We start from the raw sequence: 19,389 nt of genomic DNA, 5'->3' as shown, positions 1-19,389 counted from the left end.
AGCCCGGTAAACAAAGGGCTGGCAAGAGCAGAGCAGGCTTATGGAAACAGAAACTCTCGCCCTGGTGCAGGAGATCGATTTCTCCTTGTGGGCCCTTTTCGCGCGCGCCACGCTGACGGTGAAGCTGGTGATGATCCTTCTGATCGTGGCCTCTTTCTGGTCGTGGTCGATCATCTTCCAGAAAATCATCACCTACCGCACCGCCCGGCGCGAAGCGGCGCGGTTCGACCGCGCCTTCTGGTCCGGCGAACCTCTTGACGGGTTGTTCGACCAGATCGGCGCCGATCCCAAGGGACATTCGGAAAAGGTATTCGCCGCCGGCATGATCGAATGGCGCCGGTCGCATCGCGACGACGGCGGATTGATCGCCGGGGCGCAGGCACGGATCGATCGCAGCATGGACGTGGCGATCGCGAAAGAGGCCGAAGGGTTGCAGCACGGGTTGCCGGTTCTGGCCACGGTCGGGTCGACGGCGCCCTTCGTGGGCCTGTTCGGCACCGTCTGGGGCATCATGCATGCCTTCATCAACATCGCTGAACAGCAGAACACCAACCTCGCCGTGGTGGCCCCCGGTATTGCCGAGGCGCTGCTGGCCACGGGGCTTGGCCTGCTGGCGGCGATCCCGGCGGTGATCTTCTACAACAAGCTGTCCGCCGATGCCGACCGGATCATTGCCGGATATGAGGCCTTCGCCGACGAATTTTCGACCATCCTCAGCCGACAACTGGACCTTTGAGCCATGGGCGCAGGCGTGATGCAGAAATCGGGTGGCGGCAACCGCAGGCGGCGCAGCCGTCGGGGCGGCGCCAAGCCGATGTCGGAAATCAACGTGACGCCCTTTGTCGACGTCATGCTGGTGCTGCTGATCATCTTCATGGTTGCGGCGCCGCTGATGACCGTGGGCGTGCCGGTGGAATTGCCGAAGACGGCAGCCAACGCGCTGCCCGGCGAACAGGAGGAACCGCTTGCGGTCACCATCACCGCCCAGGGCGTCGTCATGATCCAGAAAACCGAGGTGCCGCGCGCCGAGCTGGTCAACCGGCTGCGCGCGATTGCCGCCGAACGGCAGGGTGACAGGGTGTTCCTGCGCGCCGACGGGGCGGTGCCTTACGAACAGGTGGTGCAGGTGATGGGCGCGCTGAACCGCGCCGGGTTTGGCAATATCGGTCTGGTGACCGATACCGGCGGTCCCGCGCTTGACGGGGCGGAAAACTGAGGCGGGAATGAATACCGGCCAGTATATCTCGGGTGTGGCGCATATCGGCCTGATCGGCTGGGCGCTCATCGGCGGGGCGTTCAAACCCGCGCCGGAACCTTTCGAGGTGACCGAGGTGGCAATGATTTCTTCCGAGGAATTCGAGGCGATGATCGCGCCCACCGAGGCGCCGAGCCTTGAAACCGACATGTCGGCGCTGATCCCGCCGGACTCCGAAACGGCAGAGCCCGAACCGCCGCAGGCCGAAATCCGGGATTCGGCCCCGGTGATCGCCGAACCCGACGAAGCCGCACCGCCGCCCGAACCGGAAGAGGCGCCCGATGTCGCGGCCCTGCTGCCGCCCGATCCGCCCGCCGAGGTCGAGGATGCCGCCCCGGTTCTGGTCCCGCCGGTCGAGGCGCCGGTCACCGCCGCGCCCGATATCAGCGACCGGCCGCAGACCCGGCCGACCACCCGCGTCGCCCCCGAACCGGTCGCACCGCCGGAACCGGATGTGAAGATCGACGATATAGCTCAGGAAGACGCGGTCGATGACGGCGCCGCGGACATCCAGCGCGAACAGCAGGAACAGACGGCCGAGGAAGAGGCCGCGACCGAAATCGTGACCGAGGCCGAGGCGTCGAGCAGCGCGCCCAGCACCTCGGTCCGCCCGCGCACCCGCCCGACCCGTGTCGCCCGGCCCGAACCCGAGCCTGAAACCGACACCGGGACGAAGGACGCGGTGGCCGATGCACTGGCCCAGGCCCTGGCCGGGGACACGGCGGAAACGACGACGCCGGCACGGCCTTCTGGTCCGCCGCTGACCTCGGGCGAAAAGGATGCGTTAAGGGTCGCGGTGCAGAAATGCTGGAACACCGGCGCGCTGTCGACAGAAGCCCTGCGCACGACCGTCGTGGTGACGGTGCAGATGAATCAGGACGGCACGCCGGAAACCGGTACCATCCGAATGGTGGATTCGCGGGGCGGCAGCTCCGGATCGGCCAATCAGGCCTTTCAGGCGGCGCGGCGGGCAATCATCCGCTGCGGGGCCAGGGGCTTCGACCTGCCGGCCGACAAGTATGAACAATGGCGCGAGATTGAAATGACCTTCAATCCGGAGAAAATGAGGATCAAATGATGAAGCGTTTCCTGACCCTCCTTGCGGCCCTCGCCGCGCTGAGCCTGCCGATTGCGGCGCAGGCGGCCCCGCTTCGGATCGAGATTACCGAAGGCGTGATCGAACCCTTGCCCTTCGCCGCGCCCGATTTCGTGGCCGAAGGCGGCACCGCGCGGCAGTTGGCCGATGACCTCGCGCAGGTGGTGGCCGATGACCTTGCCGGGACCGGGTTGTTCCGGCAGATCCCCGACAGCGCTTTCATCAGCCAGGTTTCCAGCTTTTCCAGCCCGGTGCAATTTGCCGACTGGAAGGCGATCAACGCGCAGGCGCTGATCACCGGGGCGGTCGATCTGCAGGCGGGCGGCCGACTGGTGGTCAAGTTCCGCCTTTACGACGTGTTCGCCGGGCAGGAACTGGGGCAGGGGCTGCAGTTTGCCGGCACCCGTGACGGTTGGCGGCGCATGGCGCACAAGGTGGCCGATGCGGTGTACAGCCGGATCACCGGTGAAGGCGGCTATTTCGACAGCCGTGTGGTCTATGTCAGCGAAACCGGCCCGAAGAACGACCGCAAGAAGCGCCTGGCGATCATGGATTACGACGGCGCCAACGTGCAGTATCTGACCGACAGCAGTTCCATCGTGCTGGCGCCGCGGTTTTCGCCCACCGGCGACCGCATTCTCTATACCAGCTATGAAAGCGGGTTTCCGCGGATCTATCTGCTCGACGTGGCCTCGGTTCGCCGCCGGGTACTGGAAGACCAGCAAGGCACGATGAGCTTCGCGCCCCGTTTCGCCCCGGACGGGCAGACGGTGGTCTATTCGGTCACCCGTGGCGGCAATACCGATATATTCCGGATGAATGTCGGCACCGGTCAGACCCGGCGGCTGACCAGCGCGCCGTCGATCGAAACCGCACCCAGTTTCAGCCCGGACGGATCGAAGATCGTGTTCGAAAGCGACCGCAGCGGCACCCAGCAGCTCTACATCATGGATGCCAATGGCGGCGAACCGCGCCGGATCAGTTTCGGCAAGGGCCGGTACGGGACGCCGGTCTGGTCGCCGCGCGGCGACTTCATCGCCTTCACCAAGCAAAGCAAGGGGCGCTTCCATATCGGCGTGATGCGCACCGATGGATCGGAAGAACGTCTGCTCACGGCATCGTTCCTTGACGAGGGGCCGACCTGGTCCCCCAATGGGCGGGTGATCATGTTCACCCGCGAAACTCAGGGGGCGGGTGGTCAGGCCAGCCTCTATTCGGTGGATATCACCGGACGGAACCTGAAACGGGTGAAGACCGAAGGCGGCGCGTCTGACCCGTCCTGGTCGCCGCTTCAGAATTGAAAAGGGGCGCGGATCATGGCGCAAAGTCGCCAAGGCGGGCGGCAAACAGGCAACACGTTTCCAGCTTGGAAACGATATGGTATTAAAGGCTGAAGAAACGCGAAATCGAGCGGGGCATTTCCAATGAAATTCGTGGCACGGGCAATTTTTCTGACTTCCATTGTGGCGCTGGCGGCATGTACCGATGCCGGCCGGTTCGGCGATGACGTTTATCTCAACGGCGGTGGCGCCGGGGCGCCGGGATCGGCCGACGATCCGGCTTCGCCGCTCTATTTCCAGCAGACCGTCGGCGACCGGGTCTTCTTTGCCATCGATCAATCCACACTCAGCGGCGAGGCGCAGCTGACGCTGGAGGGGCAGGCCGAATGGCTCCTGACCAACGCCGATTATACCGCCGTCATCGAAGGTCATGCCGATGAGCAGGGCACGCGGGAATATAACCTCGCCCTCGGTGCGCGCCGCGCCAACGCGGTGCAGGAATACCTGGTTTCGCGCGGCGTGCCGGCGTCGCGGCTGAAAGTGGTCAGCTACGGCAAGGAACGCCCGATCGAGATCTGCTCGGCAGAGGCTTGCTATGCCAAGAACCGTCGCGCCGTGACGATCATCTCGGCCGACCTGTCGAGCTAACCAACGGAGACGTCGATGCGCCTTTTCCATGCCATCGCCTGCGCAGCACTCCTGATGCCCATCGCCCCGTCGGGCTGGGCTCAGGACGGGGATCAGACCCTGGCCGATATCCGCCAGGAATTGTCCGTTCTCTATGTCGATATCCAGCGGCTGAAACGTGAACTCAGCACCACCGGCGCGCCGTTGGCAGGAGGGACCGGTGGGCCGGTCCTGGCACGGGTCGATGCGATCGAGGCGCAGATGCAGCGGCTGACCGCGAAAACAGAGCAGCTTGAACACCGGATCAACCGGATCGTTTCCGATGGCAGCAACCGGATCGGCGATCTGGAATTCCGCCTGTGCGAACTGGAAAGCGATTGCGACATCGGCCAGTTGGGCGAAACCACCACGCTTGGCGGCGACATCGGCGTCACGCCGGTCGCGGTTTCGCCGAGGCCCGACACCACCAGCCCGGAACTGGCGGTCGGCGAACAGGCCGATTTCGACCGTGCCACCGCGGCGCTGGACGAAGGGCGCAATGCCGATGCCGTTTCGATCCTCGAAAATCTGATCGCTTCCTATCCCGGCAGCCCGCTGACCTCCCGCGCGCATTTGCGGCGCGGCGATGCGCTGGACAGTCTGGGGGAAGAAACCGCGTCGGCACGTGCCTATCTGGATGCGTTCAGCGCCGCGCCCAACGGGGCGGAGGCCCCCGAGGCGCTTTACAAGCTGGGCCGCGCGCTTGGCCGGCTGGGCCAGATGTCCGAGGCCTGCGTCACGCTGACCGAGGTCGGCACGCGTTTCCCCGGCGCCGATGCGGTGGCTGACGCCGAGGCCGAACGCGCCCGGCTTGGCTGTTCGTGACCGGCACCGATTTCGATGCATTTCTGAGCGCCGCGTGCGGGACGCTGCCCGCGGGCACGGTTGGTCTGGCCGTGTCTGGTGGCGGCGATTCGATGGCCTTGATGCTGATGGCGGCGGAATGGGCCGATCGGACCGGCCACACGGTTCATGCCGTGACCGTCGATCATGGATTGCGCCCCGAGGCCGCCGGGGAAGCCGCTTTCGTCGGCGAAACGGCGGCATCGCTCGGACTGTCGCACGATGTGCTGCGCTGGACCGGGTGGGACGGGCAGGGCAATCTGCAGGATCAGGCGCGGCAGGCGCGCTATCACCTGTTGGCGCAGTGGGCCGGGAAACGCGGTGCAATCGCGGTCCTGCTGGGCCACACAATTGATGATCAGGCCGAAACCCTGCTGATGCGTCTGGCCCGCGGTGCCGGGGTGGACGGGTTGTCGGCCATGGCGCCGCAATTCACCCGGCACGGGGTGCCGTTCCTGCGGCCGCTGATGCAGGTGCAGCGCCGGACGTTGCGCGGGTATTTGAGCGATCGTGGGCAGGAATGGATCGAGGATCCGTCGAACGAAGACACGAAATTCGACCGGGTCAAGGCGCGGCAGGCGCTGGAGGCGCTGGCGCCGCTGGGGCTGAATTCCGAAACGCTGTCGCGGGTGGCGGGCAACATGGCGCAGGCGCGCGACGCTTTGAATTGGTCCGCTCATCGCTTTGCCCGGTCTGCCGTTGCCACCGTCGCGGGCGACCTGATCATACAGCGCGATGCGTTTCTGGACCTGCCCGATGAACTGGCCCGCCGGGTGCTGGTCAGGGCGCTGTGCTGGATCAGCGGTGCCGGCTATGTACCGCGCCGGGCCGAGGTCGGGCATCTGCTGCAGGCCGTTCGGGAGGGCAAGGGCGCGACCCTGCACGGTTGCCGCATGATGCCGCGCAAGGGCGGGTTGCACCTTTTCCGCGAATACGTGGCGGTAAAGGGACTTACCTGCGATCCGGGGCATGCCTGGGATGGGAGGTGGGTCTTGACCGGGCCGGAAAGCGCAGGCTGCCACATTGCCGCCCTGGGCGAAGCAGGGCTGGCGCTTTGCCTCGACTGGCGCGATACCGGCCGGCCGGCCGCCGCGGTGATGGCCGACCCGGCCGTCTGGCGCCGCGACCGGCTGATCGCGGCCCCGCTTGCGGGGGTGGCGAATGGCTGGCAGGCGGAGCTTGGCCCGGAACGCGACGATTTCGCCAATACCCTTTTATCTCATTGAAGATGGGCGCATGATCTCTATTTAAGTGGGGTGCCTCCTGTGATACCTGCGGGGGGATCCGAAGATTTGGGAGATTTTCCTTGGGTAACGCGAAAAATATCGCCTTTTGGGTTGTGCTGTTCCTGCTGATCTTGGCGCTGTTCAATCTGTTCAGCGGGTCGGGCAGCACCCTGCAGAGCCAGACCGTCAGCTATTCCGATTTCGTACAATCGGTCGAGGACGAGAAAGTCAGCAAGGTCACGCTGGATGGCGAAAAGGTTCGCTTCCGTGGCACCGACGGTCGCGATTACGTGGCGATCAAGCCGGAAGACGCCGCGGTCACCGACATGCTGATCAACGAAGGCATCCCGGTTTCGGCGGAAAGCCAGGAACAGTCTGGTTTCCAGACCTTCATCCTGAGCCTGCTGCCCTTCCTGCTGCTGATCGGTGTCTGGATCTACTTCATGAACCGGATGCAGGGTGGCGGCAAAGGCGGCGCGATGGGCTTTGGTAAATCCAAGGCCAAGCTGCTGACCGAAAAGCAGGGTCGCGTGACCTTCGACGATGTCGCCGGTATCGACGAGGCCAAGGAAGAACTGGAAGAGATCGTGGAATTCCTGCGCAACCCGCAGAAATTCTCGCGCCTGGGCGGCAAGATCCCCAAGGGCGCGCTGCTGGTCGGCCCTCCGGGCACCGGTAAGACGCTGCTGGCACGCGCCATCGCGGGCGAAGCAGGCGTGCCCTTCTTCACCATCTCGGGGTCGGATTTCGTGGAAATGTTCGTCGGCGTCGGCGCATCCCGCGTTCGCGACATGTTCGAGCAGGCCAAGAAAAACGCGCCCTGCATTGTCTTCATCGACGAAATCGATGCCGTGGGCCGTGCCCGTGGTGCCGGTTACGGCGGCGGGAACGACGAACGCGAACAGACGCTGAACCAGCTGCTGGTGGAAATGGACGGGTTCGAGGCCAACGAAGGCGTCATCATCCTGGCCGCCACCAACCGCCGCGACGTTCTGGATCCCGCGCTGCTGCGTCCGGGCCGGTTCGACCGTCAGGTCACCGTGCCGAACCCCGATATCAAGGGGCGCGAAAAGATCCTCAACGTGCATGCGCGCAAGACCCCGCTGGGCCCCGATGTCGACATGCGTATCATCGCTCGCGGTACGCCCGGTTTCTCGGGCGCTGACCTGATGAACCTGGTGAACGAAGCCGCCCTGATGGCTGCCCGCGTCGGCCGCCGCTTCGTCACCATGGAGGATTTCGAGAACGCCAAGGATAAGGTGATGATGGGGGCCGAGCGCCGTTCGATGGTGCTGACCGCCGACCAGAAGGAAAAGACCGCCTATCACGAAGCCGGTCACGCCATCGTCGGCCTGAGCCTGCCGAAATGCGATCCGGTCTACAAGGCGACGATCATCCCGCGCGGTGGCGCCTTGGGCATGGTGGTCAGCCTGCCGGAAATCGACCGGCTGAACTGGCACAAGTCGGAATGCGAACAGAAGCTCGCCATGACGATGGCCGGCAAGGCCGCCGAGATCCTGAAATATGGCGAGGACGAAGTGTCGAACGGCCCGGCCGGCGACATCCAGCAGGCATCGGGCCTGGCCCGCGCCATGGTGCTGCGGTGGGGCATGTCGGACAAGGTCGGCAATATCGACTATTCCGAAGCGCATGAAGGCTATTCCGGCCAGACGCCGGGCTTCTCGGTCTCCGCTCACACCAAGGAGTTGATCGAGGAAGAGGTCAAACGCTTCATTCAGGACGGCTATGGTGAGGCCTACCGCATCCTGACCGAAAAGCAGGAGGAATGGGAACGCCTCGCACAGGGTCTTCTGGAATACGAAACCCTGACCGGCGAAGAGATCAAGCGGGTGATGAACGGCGAACCGCCCCATGCCGGCCCGGACGACGATACGACGGACGAAGGCAGCGCGCCTTCGGTCACCGCGATTCCCAAGACCAAGCCCAAAACGAAGCCGAAAGGCGACGGGGGGATGGAACCGGAACCGACCGTCTGAGGTGATATGAAATCGACAAAGGCCACCCGCGAGGGTGGCCTTTTTCGTTGCGGCGGGGGACGGGCCTGACGCAGCCTTTTCAAACTGATGGCGGCGGAAATACAGCCGGGCGTTGCGCGGCGCGCGAGGCTGTGCATTCTGGTCGCAGACACTCTGGAGGAGACCCCGATGCCCGCCCTGAAACCCACCGATTTCACCGCCCGCGTGACGTGGCTTGGATATGTGCCCGACCGCGATGCCGGGCTGCGCGCAGACCCCTTGCACGAGGCGATGCTGACCTGGGCCGGGATCGAAGGCGAAGCCCATGGCGGGCTGACGCGCCCGTCCTGCAGCCGGGTGGCGGCGCAGTATCCCAAGGGCACCGAAATCCGCAACGTGCGGCAATTGTCGGTGCTGTCGGCAGAGGAACTGGCAGACGTCGCCGCCGCGATCAGCGCGGCGGATTTCAATCCTGCCTGGGTCGGGGCGTCGATGGTGATCGAGGGCATTCCCGATTTCACCCATGTCCCGCCGTCGTCGCGGTTGCAGGCACCGTCGGGCGCCACGCTGGTGATCGACATGGAAAACCGGCCCTGCCACCTGCCCGCGCCGGTCATTTCCGAAGACCTGCCAGAGGCGGGCAAGAAATTCAAACTGGCCGCCAAGGGCAAGCGCGGCGTCACCGCCTGGGTCGAACGCGAAGGCGTGGTCAAGCTGGGCGATACGCTGACCCTGCATATTCCCGATCAGCCGGTCTGGGCGCATCTGGACGCGGCGCGGAGTTAGGGCGTGGTGCCGCCGATGGCGGGGACAGAAATCCGCACTGGCGACGTTTCGTGTGGTGGAAATGTCGGATTTGCGGCACCGCGTGGCAAGAGCCATGGGGTAAGGCGGAACAAGACATGCTTTCAGCGAACCCGGGGAGGGGTGTGATGAGCTTTAAATCCGATATCGAGATCGCCCGCGAGGCCAACAAGAAGCCGATCCAGGAAATCGGCGCCAAGCTTGGCATCGGGTCAGAGTACTTGCTGCCCTATGGTCATGATAAGGCCAAGGTCAGCCAGGATTTCATTGCCAACCTGAACGGGCGCGAAGACGGCAAGCTGATCCTGGTGACCGCGATCAACCCGACACCGGCGGGCGAAGGCAAGACCACAACCACCGTGGGGTTGGGCGACGGGTTGAACCGGATCGGCAAGAATGCCGCCATATGCATCCGAGAAGCGTCCTTGGGGCCGTGTTTCGGGATGAAGGGCGGCGCGGCCGGTGGCGGCTATGCCCAGGTCGTGCCGATGGAGGAAATGAACCTGCATTTCACCGGCGATTTCCACGCCATCACCAGCGCCCACAACCTGCTGTCGGCGATGATCGACAACCACATCTACTGGGGCAACGAACTGGAAATCGACGAACGCCGGATCGTCTGGCGCCGGGTGATGGACATGAACGACCGGGCGCTGCGCGATATCGTGGTCAGCCTTGGCGGCGTCGCTAACGGGTTCCCGCGGCAGGGTGGTTTCGACATTACCGTGGCCTCGGAAGTGATGGCGATCCTGTGCCTGGCCAACGACCTCGACGACCTGCAGAAACGGCTTGGCGACATCATCGTCGCCTATCGCCGCGACCGCACCCCGATCTATGCCCGCGACATCAATGCCGACGGCGCGATGACGGTGCTGCTGAAGGATGCGATGCAGCCCAACCTGGTGCAGACGCTGGAAAACAACCCCGCCTTCGTGCATGGCGGGCCGTTCGCCAATATCGCCCATGGCTGCAATTCGGTGATTGCCACCAAGACGGCGCTGAAACTGGCCGATTACGTGGTGACGGAAGCCGGCTTCGGCGCCGATCTGGGGGCCGAGAAATTCATGGACATCAAGTGCCGCAAGGCGGGGATCGCGCCCGACGCGGTGGTGATCGTCGCCACGGTGCGGGCGATGAAGATGAATGGCGGCGTGGCCAAGGCCGATCTGGGCGAAGAAAACGTCGCTGCGGTTGAACAGGGCTGTCCCAACCTTGGCCGCCATATCGCCAACGTGAAAAGCTTCGGCGTGCCTGTGGTGGTGGCGATCAACCATTTCGTCACCGATACCGAGGCGGAAATCAAGGCGGTGAAGGATTACGTCGAAAGCCAGGGCAGCGAAGCGATCCTTTGCCAGCACTGGGAAAAGGGCAGTGAGGGTACGGTCGAGCTGGCCACCCGGGTGGCCGAACTGGCCGATGGCGGCTGGTCGAGCTTCGCGCCGCTTTACCCCGACGAGATGCCGCTGTTCGAAAAGGTCGAAACCATCGCCAAGCGGATTTATCACGCCGACGAGGTGCTGGCCGACAAGAAAATCCGCGACCAGCTGCGGGCCTGGGAAGAGGCCGGGTACGGTCACCTACCGATCTGCATGGCCAAGACGCAATACAGTTTCTCGACCGACCCGAACCTGCGCGGCGCGCCCACGGGCCATTCGGTGCCGGTACGCGAAGTGCGGCTGAGCGCCGGGGCGGGCTTCATCGTGGTGATCTGCGGCGAGATCATGACCATGCCCGGTCTGCCGCGCCGCCCGAGCGCCGAGGCGATCATGCTCAACGCGGAAGGCGAGGTCGAAGGGCTGTTCTGATCTAGCGAAATCGGCCGCGGGGCATATGTTTGCCCCGGCCGAATTGTTTTAAATGCCGGGCTCCGCGGCACCGCGCCCCGGTGGCAGGAGGTTTGCCATGCGGGCACAGGTCATTGACGGCAAGGCGATTACAGCGCGGATGCGTGCGGAGGTGGCCGAGGAAGCCGCCCGGCTGACCGCCGAGGGCTGGCAGCCCAAACTTGTTTCGATCAGCGTGGGCGACACGGCCGCAGCCGAACTTTACGTCCGCAACCAGCAGCGGCAGGCCGAATCTGCGGGCGTCCTGTTCGAGGCGCGCAACTACCCGGCCGAAACATCGCTGGAACAACTCACCGGCATCCTGCAGGGATTGAACGCCGACCCACGCGTAAACGGGGTGATCATTCAACGCCCGCTTCCCGACCATATCCCGGTGAAGGTGCTGCAAAAGACAGTGCATCCTTTGAAGGATGTCGAGGGGATGCACCCCGCCTCGATCGGCAATATCGTCTACAACGATCTCGCGCTCGGCCCCTGTACGGTTGTTGCTGCGGTTGAGATCCTGAAGACCCTGCCGCTCAAGCTGGAAGGGCTGGACGTGACCGTGATCGGCCATTCCGAGATCGTCGGCAAACCGATTGCTTTCCTGCTGATGGGGCTTGGGGCGACGGTGACCGTATGCCATCACATGACCCGTTCGGTGGCGATGCACAGCCGCGCCTCGGATGCGGTTTTTGTCGCCGTGGGCAAGCCGGGGCTGGTGACTGGCGAGATGCTGAAACCGGGCGCGGCGCTGATCGATATCGGCATCAACCGGGTGGAAACCTCCGAAGGCCCCAGGACCGTGGGCGACGCTGACTTTGAAAGCTGCGGCGAGGTTGCCGGCTGGATCACTCCGGTACCCGGCGGCGTCGGTCCGGTGACGGTCGCGACGCTGATGAAGAACGCAGTGCTTGCAGCCCGGATGCAGATGGAACATTACCGGGATGCCTATGCCCGGACTGAACACTGAGGAGACCTGAGATGACGGCACAAATCATAGATGGCAAAGCCTTCGCGGCGACGGTGCGCGAAAAGGTGGCGGGCCATGTGGCGCGGCTGAAGGAAGAGCACGGCATTACCCCCGGCCTGGCCGTCGTCCTGGTCGGAGAAGACCCGGCCAGCCAGGTCTATGTCCGCTCCAAGGGCAAGCAGACCGTCGAGGTGGGGATGAATTCCTTTGAGCACAAGCTGGCCGCCGAAACCAGTGAAGCGGACTTGCTGGCGCTGATCGACCGGCTGAACAACGATCCGGACGTCCATGGCATCCTGGTGCAGCTGCCGCTGCCCAAGCATCTGAACGAAGACCTGGTGATCAACGCCATCGACCCGGCCAAGGACGTCGACGGGTTCCATATCTCCAACGTGGGGCTTCTGGGGACCGGGCAGAAGGCGATGGTGCCCTGCACGCCGCTGGGCTGCCTGATGATGCTGCGCGATCACCACGGATCGCTGTCTGGGATGGATGCGGTCGTGATCGGCCGGTCGAACATCGTCGGCAAGCCGATGGCGCAATTGTTGCTGGGCGACAGCTGCACCGTGACCATTGCCCATTCGCGCACCAAGGACCTGGCTGAGGTCGTGCGCCGCGCCGATATCGTGGTGGCCGCGGTGGGCCGGCCGCAGATGGTGCCGGGCGACTGGATAAAGCCGGGCGCGACGGTGATCGACGTGGGCATCAACCGGATCGACGCGCCGGAAAAGGGCGACGGCAAGACCCGGCTGGTGGGCGACGTGGATTTCGACAGCGCGGCAGAGGTCGCGGGCGCGATCACCCCGGTGCCGGGCGGGGTGGGGCCGATGACCATCGCCTGCCTGCTGGCCAACACGGTCACCGCCTGTTGCCGGGCGCACGGGCTGGCCGAACCCGAAGGCCTGACCGCCTGAGACTGCAAGAGCAGCCTGCGGGCTGCTCTTTTCATTTTGCGCGATGGGATATCAGGCCTGCACCGGCACCATCGTGCCCTGCATCAGCGCAATCAGCTTTTCCTCGTCGCCGGTGCGGGCGAACACTTCGGATGTCACCACGACCAGCCGCCGCCCCGGCTTGACCACTTTACCCCGCGCGATCAACAGATTGCCCTTGGCAGGCGCCAGCAGGTTGATCTTGATCTCCGAGGTCAGCACCTCGTGATCCTGCGGCATGACCGACAGCGCGGCATATCCCGCGGCGTTGTCGCCGATGGCAAAGGTCAGCCCGGCATGACCGAATCCGTGCTGTTGCTGCGATCCGGGAAGAATCGGGGCCTCGATCACGCAATGACCGTCACCTGCCGAAATCAGCCGGGCCCCCAGCGTTTCCATCATCGATTGCGCCTCGAAACTCGATTTGATCCTGTCAGTTGTCGTCATTTTCGCGATTCCAAGGTTAACATGGTGCTGTAAACGGTCATTTCCCTGCGCAGCAGTTGTTCCTTTGCCAAATGCAAAGTAAACCCCTGACCGCAGGTGGTTTTATTGAATTCAGCCCTTTTTCAGGTGTCCCAATGATCAGCATCATTATCCGTGCAGCCAAAAATACGGTTTCCTATCCGGCTGTCGCGATTTGGATCCTGATCGCGGTGGGCGCGGCGGTGATGGGTCCGTTCGGAACCTATTCCGGTTTCGGATGGTTGCCGCGCAGCATCTATTGGTTCGCAATCTGCGGCAGCTCGGTTTTCCTGTCCCAACTGGTGCGCGGGATCGTCGGGCGATACATCCGCGACGTTTTGAGCTGGCGTTTCGACGCGATCGCCATCGCGGGGGTAACCCTGGTGCTGACCCCGTTCGTGTTCAAACTGACTCAGTTCATGGTGCCGGCTGCCGAGGGAACACCGCCCGCGCTATGGCGCATCGGCTTGTTCGTTTTGCTGATCGGGATCCTGCTCACGGCGATCCGGCGGATCTACCGGTTCCAGCAATTGCCTGAGACCATGCGCGATGGGGCCGGGCGCAGTGGGGCCGGTGGCGACACCGCGCCCGCCGGGACGCAGAGCGCAGTGCAGCCGATGGAACCAGTTGCCGACGCGCATGACGGGTGCCGCCTGCATCAGCGCCTGCCGATGGAAATGCGCGAACCGATCCTGCATCTGAGCGCCCGCGACCATTTCGTCGATGTCGAAACGGTCTCCGCGCTCTACAGCCTGCGGATGCGCTTTGCCGACGCGGTGGCGGAAATGGATGGGGTTGCGGGCCATGTGATTCACCGGTCGCATTGGATATCGGCGGACGCGATCCGCGGACCGAAGCGAGAGGGCGGCAAGATGTTTCTGGTTCTGAGCAACGGCACCAAGGTTCCGGTCAGCCGCACCTACCGGCCGCGGCTGGAAGCAGCAGGCATCCTGTAACGTCCCGTTTCAATCCCGCGGCATCGGGATCGCGTGCATGGTCGGTCCGGTCAGGATCGCCAGCGCTTCCAGACGCATCAGCTGTGTCAACTCCGCATGCGAACTCTGTAAACCGCCGGTATAGCTGCCGTAGGCGGGCATGATGATCCGGTCGCTATCGACAAGGAAACAGGGGCGGCTGACTGCTTGGCCGGGCATTTTCACCCGCGCCTTGGGGTGAAAATGCCCCGAGATTTCGCCGCTGGCGCCGTGACGCGCGATATGCCGGAACTGCAGCGGTGGCAGCGGGAGTTCGGCAAGGTGCGTACCGCCGACGGCCAGTGGCCCCGGATCGTGGTTCCCTTCGATCCAGACCCAGCGGCGGCCCGCCTGCATCCGACTGATCCACATGAATTCCGGTTCGCTGATCCCGCGAGAGGAGGCGGAATCGTCGAAACTGTCGCCGAGGCAGAGAACCGAATTCGCCGCCGTGGCCAGCAGGTCCTTTTCCAGCCGTGTCAGCGTTTCGCGCGTGTCGTAGGGTGGCAGGAACGCGCCGCCCAGCCGTGCGATTCGTTCGGATTTTCCAAGGTGCAGGTCCGACACGCACAAAAGCCGCTGTTCGGGCCAGTAAAGCGCCCCCGATGCCAAGGCTTCCAATTTCACACCAGATAAGGTCAGCGAATAGGCGTTCATGTTGTGTTCTATGGCGCGCGTCCGGGTTTTCAGCAAACGTTATCGTGCCCGAATTTCACAGATTGGCCAGCCCTGAATCGGCCATCAGGCGCTCGGTTTCCTGCGTCAGCAATTTTTCGCGCCCCTCGCCCATGATCGGCACCTTACCGATTTCCAGCAGCAGCGGTGCGGCCAGCGGCGTGATGCGGTCTAGATGCAGATGCTCGATCCTGCCGGCGCTGCGGGCGATCATGTCGCGCAGGCGGGCGAAATCGATCAGGCCGCGCATCGCTTCGTCCTTGGTGATCCGCATCAGCAGGTGGTCGGGATCGTATTTCAGCAGCGTGTCATAGAGGATGTCCGACGAAAATGTCGCCTGTCGCCCGGATTTGCGCTGGCCCTGATAACTGCGCTGGATCAGCCCGGCGATGGTGGCCGAGGTCTTGAAGGAGCGCTTCATCACCGCGTTGCTGGCAAGCCATGTGTCCAGCCCCTGTTCCAGCGCGTGCAGGTCGAACAGCGGCGCCGGGTCGCGCAGCTTTTCCAGCCCCCAGATCAGCGTCGCGTGGTCGGTGGCGACGAAACCCAGCGGTGCCAGACCTTCTTCCTCCATCCGCTTGGTCAGCAGCAGGCCCAGAGTCTGCTGCGCGTTGCGCCCGGCGAACCCGTAGATGCAGGTATGTTCCATCCCGTCATGCGGGAAACTTTCGATCTGGATGTCGCTGGGGCGGGGCAGGCGGGACATGTCGCGCTGCAGCGCCAGCCAGTCGGCGGTATGGGGCGGCAGGTCGGGCCAGTCGTTCTGCTGCAGCAGGCGCAGGATGCGATGCGACAACCGGGTCGAGGTGGAAAACTTCGTGCCCATGAAGGTCGCGATCGTCGGCTTGCGGCCCTTGTCGCGGCTGACCTCGACCACCAGTTCGCGCAGCGCCTCATAGCGCACGATCTTGCCGCCGATCAGGAAGGTGTCGCCCTTGGTCAGGCTGGCGGCGAAGCCTTCCTCGATCTCGCCCAAGGGGGCGCCGCCGCGGCCGCGCATTTTGACCTTCAGCGTGTCGGTGTCCTGAATCGTCCCGATATTCTGCCGGATCAGGGCGGCGCTGCGCGGATCCCGCAATTGCCATTGCCCGTCGGGGCGTTCCTGCAGCCGTTGCCAGCGGTCATAGGCCTGCAGCGCATAGCCGCCGGTGGCGCAGAAGGTGAAACAGTCGTCGAACTGCGCCCGGGTCAGCACCCTGTAGGGCCCGGCGCGGCGGAATTCGTGAAACAGCGTATCGGGATCGAAGGGGCCGGAACAGGCCGCGATCAGGATATGCTGGCACAAAACGTCCAACGGTCCCGGCCCGCGCGGGTCGCCGTCCAGGTCGTGTTCCTTCACCGCGTCCAAGGCGGCGACGCATTCCACCACCTCGTAGCGGTTCGCGGGCACCAGCAGCGCCTTGGACGGCGCGTTGTAGCGGTGGTTGGCCCGGCCGATCCGCTGCACCAGCCGCTTGACGTTCTTCGGCGCGCCGACCTGGATGATCAGGTCGACATCGCCCCAGTCTATCCCCAGATCCAGCGTGCCGGTGCAGACCACCGCGCGCAGATCGCCCCTGACCATCGCCTGTTCCACCTTTTCGCGTTGCGCGCGATCGAGGCTGCCGTGATGGATGCCGATCGGCAGGCTGTCTTCGTTGGCAAGCCAGAGATTGTGAAAGAAGATTTCGGCCTGCGCGCGTGTGTTGTGGAAGATCAGCGTGGTCTTGTGCTGCTTCACCTGTTCCAGCACCGCCGGGATCGCATAGGCCGCACCGCCGCCCGACCATGGCGGGGCCTCGTCGGTTTCCAGCATGCGGATATCGGGGTCGGGGCCGGGATCGGCCATCAGGATGTCGCAGGGATCGGGATGCGGGGCAAGGAAATCGGCAATGCCCTGCGGATCCTCGACCGTGGCTGACAATCCCACCCGGCGCAGGCCGGGGCAGAACGATTGCAACCGGGCCAGCGCCAGCATCAACTGATCGCCACGCTTGCTTTCTGCCAGCGCGTGGATTTCATCCACGACCACCCGCTGCAGTCCCTTGAACATGCGCGGCGCGTCTTCGTAGCTGAGCAGCAGCGCGAGGCTTTCCGGCGTGGTCAGCAGGATATGCGGCGGGTCGGCGCGCTGGCGTTTCTTGCGGCTGGCGGGGGTGTCGCCGGTGCGGTCCTCGATCCTGACGGCCAACCCGATTTCGTCGACGGGCACCTGCAGGTTGCGGCGAATATCGGCGGCCAGCGCCTTCAAGGGCGAGATGTAGAGGGTATGCAGACCTTCGTGCTTCCCGTCGGCCAGTTCCGCCAGCGTGGGCAGGAAGCCCGCCATGGTCTTGCCGCCGCCGGTGGGGGCGATCAGCAGCAGCGCCGGGCGGTCCGATCTTTCCGCCATCTCGCGCTGATGCGGATGGACCTGCCAGCCTTTCGACTGAAACCAGCTTTCGATGGGGGCGGGAATGGCGCTCATGCCCCTTATCTAGGGCAGAGGGGTGGCTTGTGGAATGCCCGTGTTCGGGCAACGGGCGGCAATCATGCATTCCGCCCGGCCCGGGCCCGGTTCTTACTTCACGATCACCTCGTCGCGCACGAACATGTTGGACCAGGCGCGGTCGATCAGGTCCGGGGTCATCTGATAGGGGATGCCTTCGAATTCGCAGATCGCGATCATCTGATCAATCAGGAACACCGGCTGGTAATTGGCATAGACGTTGTCGATGGTCGGATATTTTTCATGGATCAGGTGGACCAGCGCATCTTGTTCCAGCGGCACGCCCTTTTTGCGCGCCACCATCGCGAAGATTTTCAGGTAATCTTCCTGGCAGGGCCCGTCGATCTTGATCTTGTAGAAAATCCGGCGCAGCGCCGCCTGGTCGAAAATTTCATTCGGGTGGAAGTTGGTGGAAAAGATCACCAGCGTGTCGAAGGGAACCTCGAACTTTTCGCCCGATTGCAGCGCCAGGATGTCCTTGTTTTCCTCCAGCGGCACGATCCAGCGGTTGACCAGCGATTGCGGCGGTTCGGACTGGCGGCCGAGGTCGTCAACGATGAAAATGCCGCCCGTCGCCTTCAGCTGCAAGGGCGCCTGATAGGTGCGGGCGGTGGGATTGTATTTCAGGTCCAGCATGTCCAGCGTCAGTTCGCCCCCGGTGATCACCGTCGGGCGGTCGCAGCGGACATAGCGGCTGTCGAAGCCTTTCTTGCGGCGCAGGCTGCTCGGGTCCTCCTCGACCGTTTCGGCCTTGGAATGCACGATCGGGTCGTAGACGGTGATCACTTGGCCGGAATATTCGATCGCGCGCGGGACATAGATCTTGTCGCCCATCGCGTCGCGGATACCGTTGGAGATCGAGGATTTACCGTTGCCCGGCGGGCCGTACATCAGGATCGAGCGGCCCGAACTGACGGCGGGGCCGAGGTTCGACAACAGGTCCTGCGGCAGCACAAGATGCCCCATCGCGCCGGTCAGCTGGTCGCGGGTGACCTGGATATCGCGGATCGATTGCCGCTTGATCTGTTCGCGGTAGACGTCCAGCGGCACCGGCATCGCGCCGTAATATTCCGACTGCGCCAGCGCATCGAGCGCCCGCGCCTTGCCCGCGTCGGTCAGCTGGTACCCCATTTCGTTGCCGGAATTGGCGTTTAGCGTGCCGGTGGCTTCCAGCAGCTTCTGTTCGCGGGCGATATCGATCAGTTCCTGCGTCACCATCCGCGGCAGGCACAGCGCGGCGGCGGTGTCGGTGACCGTGGTCACGCTTTTGCGGAACAGGGTTTTCAGCAGGATGTCCCGCATCATCGGGACCGGCAGCCGCATGTCGTCCAGGGTGCTGGGCGGCGACGGCGGGGTAACGCCCGATTGGGGCTGAGCCTGAATGTTCATGTCGTGTCCTGCCAATGTCATCGGTGCTGCCCCTTGGGCTTTCATAGCGATACTGGCGGCAGAGTTTGGCGAAAAAAGGGAGAAAACCGCGCGGGATCGGGCCGATTTGAGATAAATTCCGACGGTTGAAGGCGCTAGTTTACTCCACTGTCACCTATGAAACCTAGGTCAAACGACAAAGGTCGTACGTTCTGCGATTTCGTATGTGAAACTTTGGACACGATCGGGCTTTCTCACAAAAATTCTGATCGTAAAAAATCTTGAAGTACGGCAACAATCTTAGGTATTTTTGTCTAGTAAAATTAAACTCACTGGTGGAGTCGGTTTGCATTGTCGTACTTCTTTTTCGGACCCCAAGTTTTTAACAAATATTGGAGAGTTGAATCTGTTTCGGCGCGCAGGGTGTATTTACGGATTCTTATACTTTCCGCTGCAATGGTCGTGCTCGCATGTGGATCGAAAAAGTTTTTAGGGTCAGGACTCATAGCCAATAGATGACGGTTGCAGCGAGCGCGATTGCGGAGAGGAAGACCTTCGGGCACCTG

Annotated in this window: 18 protein-coding genes; 13 read left to right on the top strand and 5 right to left on the bottom strand. The window is 63.6% G+C overall.

What is annotated here, in order from left to right:
- Positions 1-40: 40 nt before the first annotated feature.
- The 12 genes from tolQ (at position 41) to folD (ending at position 12,856) form a co-directional block, all read left to right on the top strand.
- Positions 41-736 (top strand): protein TolQ, encoded by a 696-nt coding sequence (gene tolQ / locus IT775_RS16220; protein ID WP_212702273.1) that lies wholly within the window; start codon positions 41-43, stop codon positions 734-736.
- A gap of 3 nt (positions 737-739) precedes the next feature.
- Positions 740-1,216 (top strand): protein TolR, encoded by a 477-nt coding sequence (gene tolR / locus IT775_RS16215; RefSeq protein ID WP_212702272.1) that lies wholly within the window; start codon positions 740-742, stop codon positions 1,214-1,216.
- Between the two features lie 7 nt (positions 1,217-1,223).
- Positions 1,224-2,333 carry an energy transducer TonB gene (locus IT775_RS16210; RefSeq protein WP_212702271.1) on the top strand — a complete coding sequence of 370 codons (1,110 nt, stop codon included), beginning with the start codon at positions 1,224-1,226 and terminating at the stop codon, positions 2,331-2,333.
- Positions 2,330-3,652: a Tol-Pal system beta propeller repeat protein TolB gene (gene tolB / locus IT775_RS16205; RefSeq protein ID WP_212702270.1), complete on the top strand. Its 1,323-nt coding sequence runs from the start codon at positions 2,330-2,332 to the stop codon at positions 3,650-3,652. Before IT775_RS16210 ends, tolB begins: the two co-directional genes overlap by 4 nt.
- Before the next feature lie 123 nt (positions 3,653-3,775).
- Complete coding sequence (pal, locus tag IT775_RS16200) at positions 3,776-4,279, top strand: peptidoglycan-associated lipoprotein Pal (protein WP_212702269.1); 504 nt, start codon at positions 3,776-3,778, stop codon at positions 4,277-4,279.
- 15 nt (positions 4,280-4,294) lie between these two features.
- On the top strand, positions 4,295-5,122 hold the full coding sequence (locus tag IT775_RS16195; RefSeq protein WP_212702268.1) for a tetratricopeptide repeat protein: 828 nt from the start codon (positions 4,295-4,297) through the stop codon (positions 5,120-5,122).
- Positions 5,119-6,366, top strand: coding sequence for a tRNA lysidine(34) synthetase TilS (tilS, locus tag IT775_RS16190; RefSeq protein ID WP_343231154.1), 1,248 nt, complete (start codon positions 5,119-5,121; stop codon positions 6,364-6,366). Before IT775_RS16195 ends, tilS begins: the two co-directional genes overlap by 4 nt.
- An 80-nt stretch (positions 6,367-6,446) precedes the next feature.
- A complete protein-coding gene (ftsH, locus tag IT775_RS16185) occupies positions 6,447-8,363 on the top strand; it encodes an ATP-dependent zinc metalloprotease FtsH (protein ID WP_212702267.1) in 1,917 nt (638 codons plus the stop codon).
- Positions 8,364-8,531: 168 nt separating this feature from the next.
- Complete coding sequence (locus tag IT775_RS16180) at positions 8,532-9,128, top strand: MOSC domain-containing protein (RefSeq protein ID WP_212702266.1); 597 nt, start codon at positions 8,532-8,534, stop codon at positions 9,126-9,128.
- A 146-nt stretch (positions 9,129-9,274) separates the two neighbouring features.
- Positions 9,275-10,951 carry a formate--tetrahydrofolate ligase gene (locus tag IT775_RS16175; RefSeq protein ID WP_212702265.1) on the top strand — a complete coding sequence of 559 codons (1,677 nt, stop codon included), beginning with the start codon at positions 9,275-9,277 and terminating at the stop codon, positions 10,949-10,951.
- Positions 10,952-11,048: 97 nt separating this feature from the next.
- Positions 11,049-11,942, top strand: a complete 894-nt coding sequence (locus IT775_RS16170; RefSeq protein WP_212702264.1) for a bifunctional 5,10-methylenetetrahydrofolate dehydrogenase/5,10-methenyltetrahydrofolate cyclohydrolase — start codon at positions 11,049-11,051, stop codon at positions 11,940-11,942.
- Positions 11,943-11,953: 11 nt separating this feature from the next.
- The gene (gene folD / locus IT775_RS16165) at positions 11,954-12,856 is read left to right on the top strand and encodes a bifunctional methylenetetrahydrofolate dehydrogenase/methenyltetrahydrofolate cyclohydrolase FolD (protein WP_212702263.1); all 903 of its coding nucleotides are present in this window, start codon (positions 11,954-11,956) and stop codon (positions 12,854-12,856) included.
- A gap of 51 nt (positions 12,857-12,907) precedes the next feature.
- On the opposite strand, the gene IT775_RS16160 is transcribed toward folD, so the two are convergent.
- Positions 12,908-13,321: a PaaI family thioesterase gene (locus IT775_RS16160; protein ID WP_212702262.1), complete on the bottom strand. Its 414-nt coding sequence runs from the start codon at positions 13,319-13,321 to the stop codon at positions 12,908-12,910.
- A gap of 134 nt (positions 13,322-13,455) precedes the next feature.
- On the opposite strand from IT775_RS16160, the gene IT775_RS16155 reads away from it, so the two are divergent.
- A complete protein-coding gene (locus IT775_RS16155) occupies positions 13,456-14,295 on the top strand; it encodes a LytTR family DNA-binding domain-containing protein (RefSeq protein ID WP_212702261.1) in 840 nt (279 codons plus the stop codon).
- 9 nt (positions 14,296-14,304) lie between these two features.
- Here the strand turns inward: IT775_RS16155 and pdeM are convergent, their stop codons facing one another.
- The 4 genes from pdeM to IT775_RS16135 all read right to left on the bottom strand — a co-directional run.
- Positions 14,305-14,970, bottom strand: a complete 666-nt coding sequence (pdeM, locus tag IT775_RS16150) for a ligase-associated DNA damage response endonuclease PdeM (protein WP_212702260.1) — start codon at positions 14,968-14,970, stop codon at positions 14,305-14,307.
- A 55-nt stretch (positions 14,971-15,025) separates the two neighbouring features.
- A complete protein-coding gene (locus IT775_RS16145; protein WP_212702259.1) occupies positions 15,026-17,434 on the bottom strand; it encodes a ligase-associated DNA damage response DEXH box helicase in 2,409 nt (802 codons plus the stop codon).
- Between the two features lie 93 nt (positions 17,435-17,527).
- Positions 17,528-18,844: an ATPase gene (locus tag IT775_RS16140; protein WP_212702339.1), complete on the bottom strand. Its 1,317-nt coding sequence runs from the start codon at positions 18,842-18,844 to the stop codon at positions 17,528-17,530.
- 308 nt (positions 18,845-19,152) lie between these two features.
- The coding region (locus tag IT775_RS16135) for a hypothetical protein (RefSeq protein ID WP_212702258.1) at positions 19,153-19,389 on the bottom strand (237 nt) is incomplete at its 5' end.

The organism is Thalassovita aquimarina, from assembly GCF_018219815.1.
GTDB lineage: Bacteria > Pseudomonadota > Alphaproteobacteria > Rhodobacterales > Rhodobacteraceae > Thalassobius > Thalassobius aquimarinus.
This window is presented reverse-complemented; position numbering and strand designations above follow the sequence as displayed.